General features: G+C 62.6%; 16 protein-coding genes and 1 other RNA gene. 10 read left to right on the top strand and 7 right to left on the bottom strand.

Features of this window, described 5'->3' with window-relative positions; all coding sequences use genetic code 11:
• Positions 1 to 44 precede the first annotated feature (44 nt).
• Entirely contained in the window at positions 45 to 629 is a 585-nt protein-coding gene (locus BN32_RS07070) for a TetR/AcrR family transcriptional regulator (protein WP_019197435.1), read from the top strand.
• Entirely contained in the window at positions 629 to 1084 is a 456-nt protein-coding gene (locus BN32_RS07065; RefSeq protein ID WP_019197434.1) for a PaaI family thioesterase, read from the top strand. The genes BN32_RS07070 and BN32_RS07065 overlap by 1 nt, the downstream gene beginning before the upstream one ends.
• Before the next feature lie 200 nt (positions 1085 to 1284).
• Here BN32_RS07065 and rplI read toward each other — a convergent pair whose 3' ends face one another.
• The 4 genes from rplI to rpsF form a co-directional block, all read right to left on the bottom strand.
• Entirely contained in the window at positions 1285 to 1890 is a 606-nt protein-coding gene (gene rplI, locus BN32_RS07060) for a 50S ribosomal protein L9 (protein ID WP_019197433.1), read from the bottom strand.
• Positions 1891 to 1946: 56 nt separating this feature from the next.
• Entirely contained in the window at positions 1947 to 2915 is a 969-nt protein-coding gene (locus BN32_RS07055; protein WP_019197432.1) for a DUF2232 domain-containing protein, read from the bottom strand.
• Positions 2916 to 3045: 130 nt separating this feature from the next.
• Positions 3046 to 3285 (bottom strand): 30S ribosomal protein S18, encoded by a 240-nt coding sequence (gene rpsR, locus BN32_RS07050; RefSeq protein ID WP_002711478.1) that lies wholly within the window; start codon positions 3283 to 3285, stop codon positions 3046 to 3048.
• Between the two features lie 5 nt (positions 3286 to 3290).
• Entirely contained in the window at positions 3291 to 3767 is a 477-nt protein-coding gene (gene rpsF, locus BN32_RS07045; RefSeq protein WP_019197431.1) for a 30S ribosomal protein S6, read from the bottom strand.
• 331 nt (positions 3768 to 4098) lie between these two features.
• On the opposite strand from rpsF, the gene BN32_RS07040 reads away from it, so the two are divergent.
• On the top strand, positions 4099 to 4806 hold the full coding sequence (locus BN32_RS07040) for a TetR/AcrR family transcriptional regulator C-terminal domain-containing protein (RefSeq protein ID WP_040426097.1): 708 nt from the start codon (positions 4099 to 4101) through the stop codon (positions 4804 to 4806).
• The gene (locus tag BN32_RS07035) at positions 4803 to 5828 is read left to right on the top strand and encodes a fatty acid desaturase family protein (RefSeq protein WP_040425538.1); all 1026 of its coding nucleotides are present in this window, start codon (positions 4803 to 4805) and stop codon (positions 5826 to 5828) included. Before BN32_RS07040 ends, BN32_RS07035 begins: the two co-directional genes overlap by 4 nt.
• A 60-nt stretch (positions 5829 to 5888) precedes the next feature.
• Here the strand turns inward: BN32_RS07035 and BN32_RS07030 are convergent, their stop codons facing one another.
• Complete coding sequence (locus BN32_RS07030) at positions 5889 to 6083, bottom strand: hypothetical protein (RefSeq protein WP_019197428.1); 195 nt, start codon at positions 6081 to 6083, stop codon at positions 5889 to 5891.
• A gap of 409 nt (positions 6084 to 6492) precedes the next feature.
• Here BN32_RS07030 and fabD point away from each other — a divergent pair, with 409 nt between their 5' ends.
• The 3 genes from fabD to BN32_RS07015 all read left to right on the top strand — a co-directional run bounded on the left by fabD (position 6493) and on the right by BN32_RS07015 (position 8192).
• Complete coding sequence (gene fabD / locus BN32_RS07020; RefSeq protein ID WP_019197426.1) at positions 6493 to 7446, top strand: ACP S-malonyltransferase; 954 nt, start codon at positions 6493 to 6495, stop codon at positions 7444 to 7446.
• A 49-nt stretch (positions 7447 to 7495) separates the two neighbouring features.
• Positions 7496 to 7826, top strand: a transfer-messenger RNA (tmRNA) gene (ssrA, locus tag BN32_RS26025).
• Between the two features lie 123 nt (positions 7827 to 7949).
• Entirely contained in the window at positions 7950 to 8192 is a 243-nt protein-coding gene (locus BN32_RS07015) for a toxin-antitoxin system YwqK family antitoxin (protein ID WP_040426095.1), read from the top strand.
• A 6-nt stretch (positions 8193 to 8198) separates the two neighbouring features.
• Here BN32_RS07015 and eutC read toward each other — a convergent pair whose 3' ends face one another.
• Together eutC and BN32_RS07005 are read right to left on the bottom strand one after the other, a co-directional pair.
• Positions 8199 to 9002, bottom strand: coding sequence for an ethanolamine ammonia-lyase subunit EutC (eutC, locus tag BN32_RS07010; protein WP_019197424.1), 804 nt, complete (start codon positions 9000 to 9002; stop codon positions 8199 to 8201).
• On the bottom strand, positions 8999 to 10393 hold the full coding sequence (locus BN32_RS07005) for an ethanolamine ammonia-lyase subunit EutB (RefSeq protein ID WP_019197423.1): 1395 nt from the start codon (positions 10391 to 10393) through the stop codon (positions 8999 to 9001). The genes eutC and BN32_RS07005 overlap by 4 nt, the downstream gene beginning before the upstream one ends.
• A 258-nt stretch (positions 10394 to 10651) precedes the next feature.
• On the opposite strand from BN32_RS07005, the gene fabG reads away from it, so the two are divergent.
• The 3 genes from fabG (at position 10652) to fabF (ending at position 13308) form a co-directional block, all read left to right on the top strand.
• Positions 10652 to 11389, top strand: coding sequence for a 3-oxoacyl-[acyl-carrier-protein] reductase (fabG, locus tag BN32_RS07000; protein WP_019197422.1), 738 nt, complete (start codon positions 10652 to 10654; stop codon positions 11387 to 11389).
• A gap of 303 nt (positions 11390 to 11692) precedes the next feature.
• Positions 11693 to 11932, top strand: a complete 240-nt coding sequence (locus BN32_RS06995) for an acyl carrier protein (RefSeq protein WP_006020277.1) — start codon at positions 11693 to 11695, stop codon at positions 11930 to 11932.
• A 110-nt stretch (positions 11933 to 12042) separates the two neighbouring features.
• On the top strand, positions 12043 to 13308 hold the full coding sequence (gene fabF / locus BN32_RS06990; RefSeq protein WP_040425533.1) for a beta-ketoacyl-ACP synthase II: 1266 nt from the start codon (positions 12043 to 12045) through the stop codon (positions 13306 to 13308).
• Positions 13309 to 13379: the final 71 nt, after the last annotated feature.

Genomic DNA, 13379 nt, shown 5'->3' with positions numbered 1-13379 from the left:
GTTTTGCTCTAGAGCAATACTCCATGATCACGAGGACGATAGCGATGGCCGGTGTGCGCGACGATCTGCTAACGGCGGCTTTGGCGGTGTTCGATCAGGACGGTTTCGAGGGCGCGACGGTCGCTGCGATCCGTGAACGGGCCGGGGCTTCCAACGGCAGCTTCTTCCACTTCTTCGGCTCCAAGCGCGAGCTCGCGGGCACGCTGTTTCTCGAAGTGCTGCGGCGCTACCACATCGCTATGCTCGATGTAATTGAACCGCCGCCCGGCGCGGAGGAGGGCATCGCGCGTTTGATCCGCACGCATCTGGCGTGGGTCGTCGACAATCGGCGCGAAGCCAATTTTCTGTTCGAGATATCGCGCAGCGAATGGGCGCAGGATGTGCGTGACGCGCGCATGGCGCGCAACGCGACGGTCGCGGAAGGCGTGGAAGCGTGGCGCGCACCGCTGGTTGCGAGCGGTGAACTGCTGCCGATGCAGGCTTCGCTGTTCTTCAGCCAGATTATCGGTCCGGCTCAATTCGTTTGCCGCGCATGGCTATCGGGCCGCGATCCGTCCGATCCGCGTGATCATGCCGATGTGTTGATCGCATGCGCCGTTCGCGCATTGACGGCAAAGGGAGAGCAATAATGCTTCAGACAGATACGGAGTTCACGCCGATCGCGGCGCACATCCGCAACAACGTCATGCGGCAAGGATTCATGACTCATGTCGGCGCGGAGGTGACCGATCTCACGCGTGGCGGCTGCGTTCTGTCAGTGGATCGCCGGCCAGAGCTGTTACAGCAGAACGGGTTCTTCCACGGCGGCGTCACCGCATTCCTGATCGACAATGCGACCACGATTGCGGCCGCGACGGTGAAGGGACAAGCGGCGCTGACCGCCGAGTACAAGTTGAATCTGCTCGCACCGGCGTCGGGGGATCGATTGATCTGTCGCGCGCGCGTCGTGAAGCCGGGACGGCAAGTGTCGGTCGTCGCTGCTGATGTTTTCTGCATCATCGATGGCGCAGAGAAACATACCGCCACCGCGCTGGCATCGATTGCGATGATCGATCAGGCCATCGCGCCGAAGGTTGTCAGCTAGACAAAAAGCCCGGCCTCATGTGAGACCGGGCTTGTTTGAACGGAACAGACACATCCTCGATGTCATCACCGGGCTTGTCCCGGTGATCCCGATTGATCAGGCACCGTGCTTTCATGATCGGGATGGCCGGGACATAGGGCGAGCGAAGCGACGCCGTCCTTCGGGCGGCTATGCCCGGCCATGACGGAACATCGGTGTGCTTACTTCTCTTCGGCAGGCGCTTCGGCCGGTTCGGCGGCCTCGTCGTGATGGGCTTCCGGATCGAAGAATTCGCCGGCGGCGGCGATGGCTTCGGCAGCCGCGTCGCGATCTTCCTGACGGCTGTTGACGTCTTCGCCGCGGTTGATGCGCTCGGCTTCAGCATCGGAGCGAGCAACCGTCGTCGAGACATGGACTTCGACTTCTGGATGCACAGCGATGGTGATCTTGTGCTGGCCGATGGTCTTGATCGGCGCGTCGAGCAGCACCTGCTGGCGGCTCAGCGAAACGCCGTCGGCTTCGAGCGCCGCCATGATGTCACGCACCGAGACCGAGCCGTAAAGCTGGCCGGTTTCCGACGCCTGACGGATGATGACGACGTTGCGGCCGTCGATCTTCTCGGCGACCTTGGTGGCTTCGCCCTTGGCCTGAATGTTCTTGGCCTCGAGATCGGCCTTCATGCCGTCGTACTTTTCGCGGTTTTCCTTGGTCGCGCGCAGTGCCTTGTTACGCTTGAGCAGGAAGTTGCGGGCGAACCCGTCCTTCACTTTGACCACATCGCCCATCTGGCCGAGCTTGGCCACGCGTTCCAGCAGAATGACTTCCATTTGAGTTCTCCGTTGATGTCTGAGTTGAGTTGAAGATGTTGCGTTCAGGTTGAAGATCAGGAGGTCGGCAGGGGCGGTGGCCCGCGCCGATTCCAGTAGGCTTGTCGAATTCCCAGAACGGCATCGGCGAGGCCGAGACCGATCATTCCAATCAGCGGCCAGCCGATGAACAGCGTGCCGGCGTAGGCGGCGCCCAGTACGAAGGCGCGGCCCGAAAACGCCTGCGTCACGGTATGCAGCACCGCGAATCCGGTGAAGGCGTATGCCATCAGCAGCGCAGCACTGACGATCTGCGCGATCATCGCCAGCAGTCCGCCGGTAAAGCAGAGCACGACGGCGACCAGCAGCGCGCCGAGCACTGTCTTCGGCAACGTCGTGGTGCGCAGATCGGGCCACGGGCGCATCAGGCGGCCGGATGTGGTCGTGATCTTGGCGGCGAGCCACAGATTGAGCGTCAGCGTGATCATGGCGATGATCGTCGCGACACCGGGCGCCACCGCGACCAGTGCATCGACCACCCGCTCGCTTTCCCCCGCCGGGGTGGCAGTTCCGCGGCCGCCGATGATGCGAAGCAGACCACGGCGCAGCGCGGAGGTGATGGTCTCCGCGTCAGTGCCGAGCGTGAGCAGGGCGCTGATCGTGGTGAGGGTCGCGAACGCTGCGGTCCACACCAGGATGCGGCCGGTCGGATACCAGTCCAGCGCCGGCGCAAGATTTGCGAGCTGTGGATCGTTTGAGACCGGGCGCGCCAGCAGCGTTAGATATCCGAGCCACCATGCGGGCAGCGCGATGGTCAGTGCGAACGCCGCCATATAGGGGAAGCCGAAAATGCCGCCGAGGCCGAGCGCGGCGACAATCCCGCCGATCAGTGCGGTGGCGGATCCCCAGCCGAGCGCGGCGACCATCAACGGCAGCGGCGCGAGGTAAAACAGCACGATCGAGATCAGCGCGCCGGACACGATCGACGCGAACATCAACGCCGACGCAAGGCCGGCCGCGACTGCTATGAGGATGCCCGTCATCATCAGCTGTCCTGCTCCTTTCGAGCAGTTAGAGGTTCCTTGAACCCCAACCATCCACCGTGGGACGACCCGCAGTGTTATGAGAATTAGAGAAAAAGCGAGCGCGCGGAGGCCGCGCGCTCGCGGTATCGTTTTAGCGGATCACGTAAGGCAGAAGGCCGAGGAACCGCGAGCGCTTGATGGCGCGGGCGAGTTCACGCTGCTTCTTTGCCGACACGGCCGTGATGCGGCTCGGCACGATCTTGCCGCGCTCGGACACGTAACGCATCAGCAGCTTCGAATCCTTGTAGTCGATCTTCGGCGCGTTCGGGCCCGTGAACGGGCACGTCTTGCGGCGGCGGAAGAACGGACGGCGTGCACCTGCTTCAGCCATGGTTCTTACTCCTCTACCGACGCGGTTGCGTCTTCATCACGTGGACGGCGCGGACCACGGTCACCACGGAAGCCGCCGCCTTCGCGGTCGCCGCCACGGAATCCGCCGCCTTCGCGATCGCCGCGGAAGCCGCCGCCACCGCGCTCGTCGCGGTCACGCTCGGCCTTGCGCATCATGGCGGAGGGACCTTCCTCCAGCTCGTCGACGCGAACGGTGAGATAACGGATAACGTCTTCGTTGATGCGTTCCTGACGCTCGATCTCGGCGACCACCGCTGCGGGGCCGTCGATGTTGAGCAGCATGAAATGAGCCTTGCGGTTCTTGTTCATGCGATAGGTGAGGGAGCGCACGCCCCAGTTCTCGGTCTTGGTGACCTTGCCGCCGAGACCTTCGATCACGCCGGTAATCTGCGTGGTGAATTCTTCGACCTGCTGGGCGCTCGCATCCTGACGCGCGAGAAAAACATGCTCGTAAAGAGGCATGGGAGTCCTTTCCAGTGTTAGCGCGGTTCCTGGCGGCAAGCCCTTCGAGACCCTTCGGAAAGGACTCGATATTGCTCAGAAGGCGGAAGCACGGGACGACGGACCGACTGGCCCTGCCGCATCAATCAAACTGGAATGTCAGACTGGTGAGACCGTCCGTTCAGCTCCCGGCCGGGATCCACGGATGGCGCGGTTATAAGGATTCTGAGGGTGTTTGCAAGGCGCTGGATGGACCGGATGGCCGCCAAATCTGCCTTGATCTATTTGTTTGTATGCCATACAAACAAAGCAACATCGAATAGCTCAGGCGACCTTGGTTGCGAGAGTGCGGATGAAAGCCAGACCTGCCAGCGGTGGCATTCGCGATCCGAAACACGCATCCCGTGCGACCCGCACGGCGGGGCGGCAGATGCGGTCGCAGCTGCTCGATGCCGCCAGCAGCCTGTTCAAGGAACGCGGCGTGGCGGGCGTTTCGATCGCCGAAATCGCAGCAGCAGCAGACGCTTTCCCGAGCCAGATCACCTACTACTTCCGTACCAAGGAAGCGCTGTTCGTCGAGGCGGCCTGCCGCGACGTGCTGTATGTCGCTCGGGCCGCCGAGCAGAACGCGGGCAAACAGCTTTCGCCGAATGATTACACCCGTTCGCTGGTCGAAAGCGTGATGCGGACGGATGCCGTCGGCTTCTTCGTCGAAGCGATGACACTGACTCGCCGCCGCCAGGATTTGGCTCCGCTGGTGGAGCGCACAGTCGAGCGGCTGCACTCCGAAGGGTTGCGCGCCTACGCCGCGGAGATGATCGCCCGCGGATGGCATTCGCGCCTCGATCCGGAAACGAGCGCGCGGCGCTTCTGGGCGATCACGATCGGCGTGACTATAGAGGGGCACGCGATGGGGCGATCCTTCGAGGATCTTGTCGCCGAGATGCTGCGCCTGCTTGGACCCCAGGCCGATGTCGCCGCCGATGGCGCGCGGCTCCGGCTCGTCGCCGCGGATTCCGCCGAACAACCGTCATCCGATAACAAGGAGAAGCGCAAATGACCGCTCCACGCATCCGTGCACGTGACCTCATGACCGAGCAGGAATTGGTGGAGGTTCGCACGCGCTCGACGTGGAAGGGTGTCGCGCTGATCGCGCACGCCTGGGCTCTCATCCTCGGATCGATTGCGATGGTTGCGGTGTGGCCGAATCCCTTCACGTTTCTGCTGGCGGTCGGCATCATCGGCTCGCGTCAGCTTGGCCTTGCGATCCTGATGCATGACGGGGCGCATGGCAGTCTCGCGAACGGCGACAGACTGAATATGTTTCTCAGCCAGTGGTTCTGCGCCTATCCAGTTTTCGCGGAGACGCGGGCCTATCGCCGCTATCACCTTCAGCACCACGCTCATACGCAGCAGGACAATGACCCCGACCTGATCCTGTCAGCGCCGTTTCCGATCACGCAGCCCAGCTACCGACGGAAATTCTGGCGCGATATCACCGGCCAGACCGGTTACCAGCAGCGCAAGGCGCAGTTTCTGAATGCGATTGGCGAGCCCGCATGGACGTTGCGGCGACGCGCTGCGAATTTCTGGGAGAAACTCGGCCCGCAAATGGTGGTCAATGCGATTTTGTTCGCAGGACTCGCGCTGGCAGGGATCTGGTGGGCTTATCCGTTGCTCTGGCTCACGCCTCTGATGACGTGGATGATGGTGATCAGCCGCGTTCGCAACATCGCGGAGCACGCCGTCGTGCCGGACAGCAACGACCCGCTACGCAACACGCGCACCACGCGCGCGGGATTCCTCGAACGGCTGTTCGTCGCGCCATACTACGTCAATTACCATATCGAGCATCATCTGCTGTTCTATGTGCCTTGCTACAATCTGCGGCGCGTGCACGAAATTCTGACGCGCGGTCCGCATGCCGGGCGGATGGAAGTGCAGCCGAGTTACGCCGCGGTGTTGCGGCTCGCGACGTCGCGCCCGAAGGATCAGGATCGGCCGGGCGAGCTTGCCAGCAACGTGCGGCGCGCGCGTGCCGGCGCGGTGGTCGACGGCAACCAGGCGGCATCAGGCTTCTAGGCCTCGGGTGACGGTTGCAACACCGCGACGAGTCGGGCGGATTCTTTCAGTTCGCGCCGCCTATTTGATATTGGCTGGCTTGGGCGCCCCTGCGTTGTCAGGGGGGCCGACGATCGGAATCACTTTGCCGACGTCCATGAGTTGGCTGGAATAAGCCAAGGCGCCGGCGAGAATGACAACGCCGACGGCCACGCCCCAGAGAAACTTATGATAGGCGCGCCTGCCGCCGACTGTGTCATCCCTATCATTGCTCATGATCAGCGCCGTTCCGACATCGGATGCGGTCTCGCCATGCCCGTTGTTCCAGGCGGTGCCTTGTCCGTTGCGGCGACGACGGTCGGGTTACTGTCGAAGGCGGTCACCAGTGCCGCTCCGAATACCGCAAGCAGAACAGCTGCGAAAATCAAGACAGGTGCCAAGGCTAATGTTTGTGGCTTGCGAGGATCTTGTTCCATGTGCGCACTCCACTGAGCGCCCCAAGGTAGAACGCGTTCGTGGAGACCGGGTTCCGCCCGGTTACGCTCATCTCGGTCAGTGGCCTGCCGGTCCGCTGGGCGACCCGTTCAATGGCCGAATGGTTCCATGCAATGGCGGGCGGCCGCGCCGCAGCTTGACACCCGGCGTCCCGGCGGTGTCTTACGGCCTATCTTTTCAGGGGACTTCCATGACAGCAGCATTCACCTTTCCGGGACAGGGATCGCAGACGGTCGGTATGGGCAAGGCGCTCGCCGACGCATTTCCGGCGGCCAGGGCCGTGTTCGACGAGGTCGATGCGGCGCTGGGGCAGAAGCTCACCGCGGTCATCTGGGACGGCCCGGCGGAGACTCTGCAGCTGACCGAGAACGCGCAGCCGGCGCTGATGGCGGTGTCGCTGGCGACGCTGCGCGTGCTGGAGACCGAGGCGGGGATCGACATTGCGCGGGACGCGGCGTTCGTCGCAGGTCATTCGCTTGGCGAATACTCCGCGCTGGCCGCGGCTGGAAGCTTCTCCATCAGCGACACCGCGAAGCTGCTGCGCACGCGCGGTCTCGCGATGCAGAAGGCCGTGCCGGTAGGTGTCGGCGCGATGGCCGCTCTGCTTGGCCTCGACTACGAAGCCGCGGTTGCGGTGGCGGAAGAAGCTGCTCAGAACGAGGTCTGTCAGGCCGCCAACGACAATGGTGGCGGGCAGGTGGTTGTCTCCGGCGACAAGGCCGCCGTCGAGCGCGCACTGGAAATCGCAAAGACCAAGGGCGCCAAGCGCGCGATGCTTCTTCCTGTTTCCGCGCCGTTCCATTGCCGCCTGATGCAGCCTGCCGCCGACGCAATGGCGCAGGCGCTGGCCGGAGTGACTATCAACAAGCCGAAGGCGCCGCTGGTCTCCAACGTGCTGGCGTCTGCGATCACCGATCCGGACGAGATCCGCAAGCGCCTCGTCGAACAGGTCACCGGCACCGTGCGCTGGCGCGAGAGCGTTGCGTACATGGCGAGCAACGGCGTCACGCATTTCCTCGAAATCGGCGCCGGCAAGGTGTTGTCTGGTCTGGTCAAGCGCATCGCGGACGGTGCAGTGGGAGTGTCGGTCGGCGGACCGGGCGACATCGAAGCCGCGAGGGCGGCTATCGCGGCGGCGAAATGAGTTTCTGACGCCGTTGTCGCGGGTGATGATCCGGAAGGGCTGGTTTTTGCACCTTACAAAACCGAAAATCTCGCATATATTGGTACTGTCGCAAGACGATGGCGCTGAATCTCAACGCGGACAATAAGTAGACCCGGGGGGCAGTACCCCGGCGCCTCCACCAGAAGCGGTTAGAGCTTAAAGGTCTCGGTTCCTGAACCGTTTCTGATGGGGGCGAAATAGGTTCGATGCTTGTTATGAAGCCTTGAAGTGTGCCCGGCATGATACCGCCGTTATCGGGTCAAAACCTAAATGCAAACGATAACGTTCGCATGAATGAAGTGCGCCTCGCGGCGTAACCATTCGGGGTAGGTCCACCTAGCAACAGAACGGCCATGGCCGCGTCACCTTCGGGTGGCGCGGCTTTTATTTTGGAAAGCGCGATCTGCGACGCCCTGACGCATCATCGCGTCACTGCGTGCGGCGACGACGGCCGTCTAAGATGTCCTCTCAAGGAGGAGAACTTGAAGAAGAAAGCCAAGCCGGAAGCTCACGTTCAGTATCACAAGGACGGCAGCGTCTGGGCGCGCGGTCAAACGCTCGACGGAGCGATGACCGGTTATTGGGAATGGTTCCGAAAAGACGGCGTGCGCATGCGCTCGGGGCACTTCGAACTCGGCGAGCGGGTCGGAGAATGGACCACGTATGACACGAGCGGCAAGGTCTACAAAGTCACCACCATGAAGCCGAAAAAGAAACCGAAATGACCTTAGCTATCTTGTTTCTGGCCCGCGCAGGCGTGCAGCATTGTCGCCTTCAGGCAGCGTCAGATCGCTCTCGTCTTTCAAGCCCACCCCAGTGAGGCCGCGGCCCAGTGCCTCGCGCGCCAGCCACGCCAGCTTGAATGCCGCTGCGGCGTAGCTCAGTCCTTCCGGACGTACGTTGGAAATGCAGTTGCGTCCGGCATCGTTGCGCCCACGGAACGGCGCGTGGGTGATGTAAATGCCGAGGCTATCCGGTGAACTCAGGCCCGGCCGTTCGCCGACCAGCATGATCGACAGCTTCGCCTGCAACAGTTCTGCGATCTCGTCGGCGATTGCGACCCGCGCCTGCGTGGCGACAATCACCGGCGCCTGCTTCAGTTCGCTGGCGAGATGCGGCTTCAGCGCGGCGAGCAGGGATATGGCGTGACGGTCCACGGCCAGAGACGACAGTCCGTCGCCGATCACAATGCAGATGTCGCTTGGCATGATGGGCGCAGCGCGCAATTTCGCGATGTCATCAGGATCGATCATGCGGCCCAGATCAGGCCGCCGCAGATAGGTGGTGCGGTCGGACGCTCGACTATGGATATGTGCGACCGTCCACCCCTGAGCGTGCAGCGCCGCTTCGAGTTTCGGCACGTCCAGTGCGGCGTGTATCGCATCGCGCGCCATGGCATGCGCCCAGCCAAAGCGCAGGACTTCGTCAGTCGGCATGCCCGCACCGACGCGCCCAAGAGCAAGCCGCGCCGGCGTGACGCTGCGCCATTCGCTCCAGGGGCTTTCTGTTACAGAAGCATTTTCGTTGTCAGTCATGCGACCAGCGACTTGAGATTGCCCATGCCGCCGAGCAGTGCATTGGGTGAGGGCGGAAGCAGCCGCCCCTCCGCATCGGTGATCTGCATGCGTTGCAACCACGCCTCGAATTCCGGCGCGCGCTTCAGGCCCATGGTTTCGCGCAGGAACAGGGCATCGTGGAAGGAGGTGCTTTGGTAGTTCAGCATCACGTCATCCGCACCGGGAATGCCCATGATGAAGCTGATGCCCGCTGCGCCGAGCAGCACCAGAAGCGTATCCATGTCGTCCTGATCGGCTTCGGCATGGTTGGTGTAGCAAATGTCACAACCGAGCGGCAGGCCGAGCAGCTTGCCGCAGAAATGATCCTCGAGGCTCGCGCGGATGATCTGCTTGCCGTCGTAGAGATATTCCGGACCGATGAATCCAACCACTGTGTTGATCAGCAGCGGGTTGTAGCGCCGCGCCAGCGCATAGGCGCGCGCCTCGCAGGTCTGCTGGTCGACGCCGAAATTGGCGTCGGCAGATAACGCGCTGCCCTGACCGGTTTCGAAATACATCACGTTGTCGCCGACCGTACCGCGCTTCAGCGCCAGCGCCGCGTCCCGCGCTTCGTCCAGAATTTCAGGTGTCACGCCGAAAGAGAGATTGGTCTTCTCGGTGCCGCCGATCGACTGGAACACGAGATCAACCGGCGCCCCGGCCTCCGCAAGATGGATGGTGTTGGTGACATGGGTCAGCACGCAACTCTGCGTCGGGATTTCGAAGCGCTGAATCACTTCGTCCAGCATGCGCAGCATGTTGCCGAGCACCGGCATGCTGTCGGAGACGGGATTGATGCCGATCACCGCATCGCCTGAACCCATCAGCAGGCCGTCGAGCATCGACGCCGCCACGCCGCGTAAATCGTCGGTGGGGTGGTTCGGCTGGAGCCGCACCGACAGATGATTTTCCAGCCCGATGGTGTCACGGAAGCGCGTGATGACGCGGCATTTGCGCGCCACCGCGATCAGATCCTGGTTGCGCATGATTTTGGAAACAGCCGCGACCATTTCCGGCGTCAGGCCGCGCGCGAGTGCGGCAAGAGCTTCCGTTGTTGCCAGCTCGGACAAAAGCCAGTTGCGGAAATCGCCGACGGTCATGTGCGACACCGGCGCGAACGCCTTGGTGTCGTGGCTGTCGATGATCAGCCGCGTGATGTTATCGTCCTCGTAGGGGATCAGCGCCTCGGTGAGGAACTGCTTGAGCGGTACCTCGGCCAGCACATGACGTGCTGCCATCCGCTCCTGCGCGGAGGCGGCGCCGATGCCCGCGAGATAGTCTCCGGAACGCGCAGGACTCGCATAGGCCATCACCTGCTTGAGATCGTCGAACGCGAAGAGCTGGGACTCGATGGCGGTGCGATAGCGCATCGGTGTCTCTCCGCTGCTCCGATTCCAGGGCGTGACAGGCAGGATACCATCAGACCCCGCCTCGGCGTAGGAGGATTGCCTGTTGCGACCGTGAAAGACGCAAGGAAGGTGCCATGGGACCACGGTGGCCCGCCCGACCGGGGCTGTTTTGTGGCAAGAGATTGGGCAGGGGTCATTGACGAACAGCGTTTTCTTGCGGCAAACGGAGCGCAAATCTTTGAGCCGGGGGGTACCCGGGAATTCTCCCAAGGGGGCGATATGTTCGATTTAACAGGCAGGACCGCGCTCGTGACCGGAGCGACCGGCGGCATCGGCGGCGCGATCGCGCGGGCATTGCACGCACAAGGCGCGACGGTTGCCATCTCGGGCACCCGGCGCGAGGCACTCGATACGCTCGCCGGCGAGCTGAAAGAGCGCGTGCATGTGCTGCCGTGCAATCTCTCGGACATGACTGAGGTCGAAGCGCTGGTTCCCGCTGCTGAAAAGGCGATGGGTCAGCTCGACATTCTCGTCGCCAATGCGGGCATTACGCGGGACAATCTTTTTGTCCAGTTGCGCGACGAGGATTTCGACGACGTCATCCGGGTAAATCTCACCGCAACGTTCCGGCTCGCCCGGGCCGCGACCAAGTTGATGATGCGCAAGCGCTTTGGACGAATCATCGCGATCACGTCAGTGGTGGGCGTGACCGGCAATGCCGGGCAGGGGAATTACGCGGCATCGAAGGCCGGCCTGATCGGCATGATGAAATCCGTCGGCGCGGAATATGCGCGGCGCAACGTGACAGCCAACTGCATTGCACCCGGGTTTATCGCGACACCGATGACTGACGTTTTGAATGAAAAGCAACGCGAAGGGGTGCTGGCCAAGGTGCCTGCCGGGCGGCTTGGAACGCCCGAGGACATCGCCGCCGCCGCCGTTTACCTTGCGTCCAACGAGGCGGCCTACGTGACCGGCCAGACCCTTCACGTCAACGGCGGAATGGCCATGATTTAATCCCCGTTCCGCGGGGATTTTGTCAAGCGGGACAGGCCGGTGGACGGGGGCCGGGGCCTTGTGGTCAATTCCGGGGAAGTATGGTAACCGAACGGCACTCGGTTGGGGAAAACGCCATTGCAGGATCGCCAAACCCCGTATATTGCCGTTCCGGCGCTAGCCGCCGTTTTCGGTGACTTCGCCGCTGTGGCGAAGGTACGGGGACGCGTGGTACGGACGGCACGAATTCGCAATTTTTTCGCACCGCGAGGGGCTCGTATCGTTTTGCGGTCGAGTTTAATGGAACAAGCACGAGGTTAAACGATGAGTGAGATTGGCGAGCGAGTTAAGAAGATCGTGGTCGAGCACCTTGGTGTCGAGCCCGAGAAGGTTGTCGATGCTGCCAGCTTCATCGACGATCTCGGCGCCGACAGCCTCGATACCGTCGAACTCGTGATGGCGTTCGAAGAGGAATTCGGCTGCGAAATCCCGGACGATGCCGCGGAAACCATTCTCACCGTGGGCGACGCCACCAAGTTTCTCGAGAAAAACGCAAAGAGCTGACGCCACCGCGCAGCCATGACGACGAGCGGCGGGTTGTAATCGAGCGACCCGCCGTCTTGCTGTCAGAGCGGCGCTTGTTGGCGTTCGCCGATCGAGCCGGAGAAGAACGTATGCGGAGGGTTGTCGTCACGGGTCTGGGCATGGTTTCGCCGCTCGCGAATGGTGTCGAGCAGACCTGGAAACGCATCCTCAATGGCGACAGCGGCGCAAGGCGCATCGACCATTTCGACGTCTCCGACCTGACCTGTCAGATCGCCTGCGTGGTTCCGCGTGGCGACGGCACCAACGGCACTTTCAATCCGGATGACTGGATGGAGCCGAAGGAGCAGCGCAAGGTCGACGATTTCATCATTTTCGCGATGGCGGCTGCGAGCCAGGCGCTCGACGATGCCGACTGGCATCCGGCCACCGAAGAAGACCGCTGTGCCACCGGCACCATGATCGGTTCTGGCATCGGCGGTATCGAGGGCATCGGTGAAGCTGCAGTCATTCTGAAGGAGCGCGGACCGCGCAAGCTGTCGCCGTTCTTCATTCCCGGCCGCCTGATCAATCTTGCGTCAGGCTACGTATCGATCAAGCACGGCCTGAAGGGTCCCAACCATGCGGTCGTCACCGCTTGCTCGACCGGCGCGCACGCCATCGGGGATGCGAGCCGCCTGATTGCCTTCGGCGATGCCGACGTGATGGTGGCGGGTGGCGCTGAGTCTGCCGTCAACCGCCTCGCCATGGGCGGCTTCTGCGCGCTGCGCGCGATGGCCACCAAGTTCAACGACAATCCGACCATCGCTTCGCGGCCTTACGACAAGGACCGCGACGGCTTCGTGATGGGTGAGGGCGCGGGCGTTGTGGTGCTCGAGGAGTACGAGCACGCCAAAAAGCGCGGCGCGAAGATTTACGCCGAAGTCGTGGGCTACGGCCTGACCGGCGATGCCTATCACATTACCGCTCCTGCGGAAGACGGCGACGGCGCATACCGCTGCATGAGCGCGGCGATGAAGCGCGCGGGTGTGACGGCCTCCGACATCGACTACATCAATGCGCACGGCACCTCGACGCCGCTCGGTGACGAGATTGAACTTGGCGCGGCACAGCGACTGCTCGGCAACGCGGCCTCGAAGGTTTCGATGTCGTCGACCAAGTCCTCGACCGGCCATCTGCTCGGTGCGGCGGGCGCCATCGAGGCGATTTTCTGCGTTCTGGCGATTCGGGATAATGTCGCGCCGCCGACGATCAATCTCGACAACCCCTCCGTCGAGACGGCGATCGATCTCGTCCCGAACAAGGCAAGACCACGCGACATCAACGTGGCGCTGTCGAATTCATTCGGGTTTGGCGGCACCAACGCGTCGCTGGTCGTCCGGCGCCTCGCAAGCTAAGCGTTTCGAGTTTCAGAATTTAGAGGCTGTAGAAAAAGGGCAGGACTGTCTTCACGGTTTTGCCCCATTCG

Source organism: Afipia birgiae 34632 (assembly GCF_000308295.2).
GTDB lineage: Bacteria > Pseudomonadota > Alphaproteobacteria > Rhizobiales > Xanthobacteraceae > Afipia > Afipia birgiae.
This window is presented reverse-complemented; position numbering and strand designations above follow the sequence as displayed.

Excerpts from the sequence above, each read along its gene's own strand:
- BN32_RS07055 (WP_019197432.1), bottom strand. The coding sequence starts at position 2,915 with ATGATGACGGGCATCCTCATAGCAGTCGCGGCCGGCCTTGCGTCGGCG.
- BN32_RS07005 (WP_019197423.1), bottom strand. The coding sequence starts at position 10,393 with ATGCGCTATCGCACCGCCATCGAGTCCCAGCTCTTCGCGTTCGACGAT.
- BN32_RS07065 (WP_019197434.1), top strand. The coding sequence starts at position 629 with ATGCTTCAGACAGATACGGAGTTCACGCCGATCGCGGCGCACATCCGC.
- BN32_RS07035 (WP_040425538.1), top strand. The coding sequence starts at position 4,803 with ATGACCGCTCCACGCATCCGTGCACGTGACCTCATGACCGAGCAGGAA.
- rpsR (WP_002711478.1), bottom strand. The coding sequence starts at position 3,285 with ATGGCTGAAGCAGGTGCACGCCGTCCGTTCTTCCGCCGCCGCAAGACG.
- eutC (WP_019197424.1), bottom strand. The coding sequence starts at position 9,002 with ATGACTGACAACGAAAATGCTTCTGTAACAGAAAGCCCCTGGAGCGAA.
- fabD (WP_019197426.1), top strand. The coding sequence starts at position 6,493 with ATGACAGCAGCATTCACCTTTCCGGGACAGGGATCGCAGACGGTCGGT.
- fabF (WP_040425533.1), top strand. The coding sequence starts at position 12,043 with ATGCGGAGGGTTGTCGTCACGGGTCTGGGCATGGTTTCGCCGCTCGCG.
- BN32_RS07040 (WP_040426097.1), top strand. The coding sequence starts at position 4,099 with ATGAAAGCCAGACCTGCCAGCGGTGGCATTCGCGATCCGAAACACGCA.
- rplI (WP_019197433.1), bottom strand. The coding sequence starts at position 1,890 with ATGGAAGTCATTCTGCTGGAACGCGTGGCCAAGCTCGGCCAGATGGGC.
- fabG (WP_019197422.1), top strand. The coding sequence starts at position 10,652 with ATGTTCGATTTAACAGGCAGGACCGCGCTCGTGACCGGAGCGACCGGC.
- BN32_RS06995 (WP_006020277.1), top strand. The coding sequence starts at position 11,693 with ATGAGTGAGATTGGCGAGCGAGTTAAGAAGATCGTGGTCGAGCACCTT.
- BN32_RS07030 (WP_019197428.1), bottom strand. The coding sequence starts at position 6,083 with ATGAGCAATGATAGGGATGACACAGTCGGCGGCAGGCGCGCCTATCAT.
- BN32_RS07070 (WP_019197435.1), top strand. The coding sequence starts at position 45 with ATGGCCGGTGTGCGCGACGATCTGCTAACGGCGGCTTTGGCGGTGTTC.
- rpsF (WP_019197431.1), bottom strand. The coding sequence starts at position 3,767 with ATGCCTCTTTACGAGCATGTTTTTCTCGCGCGTCAGGATGCGAGCGCC.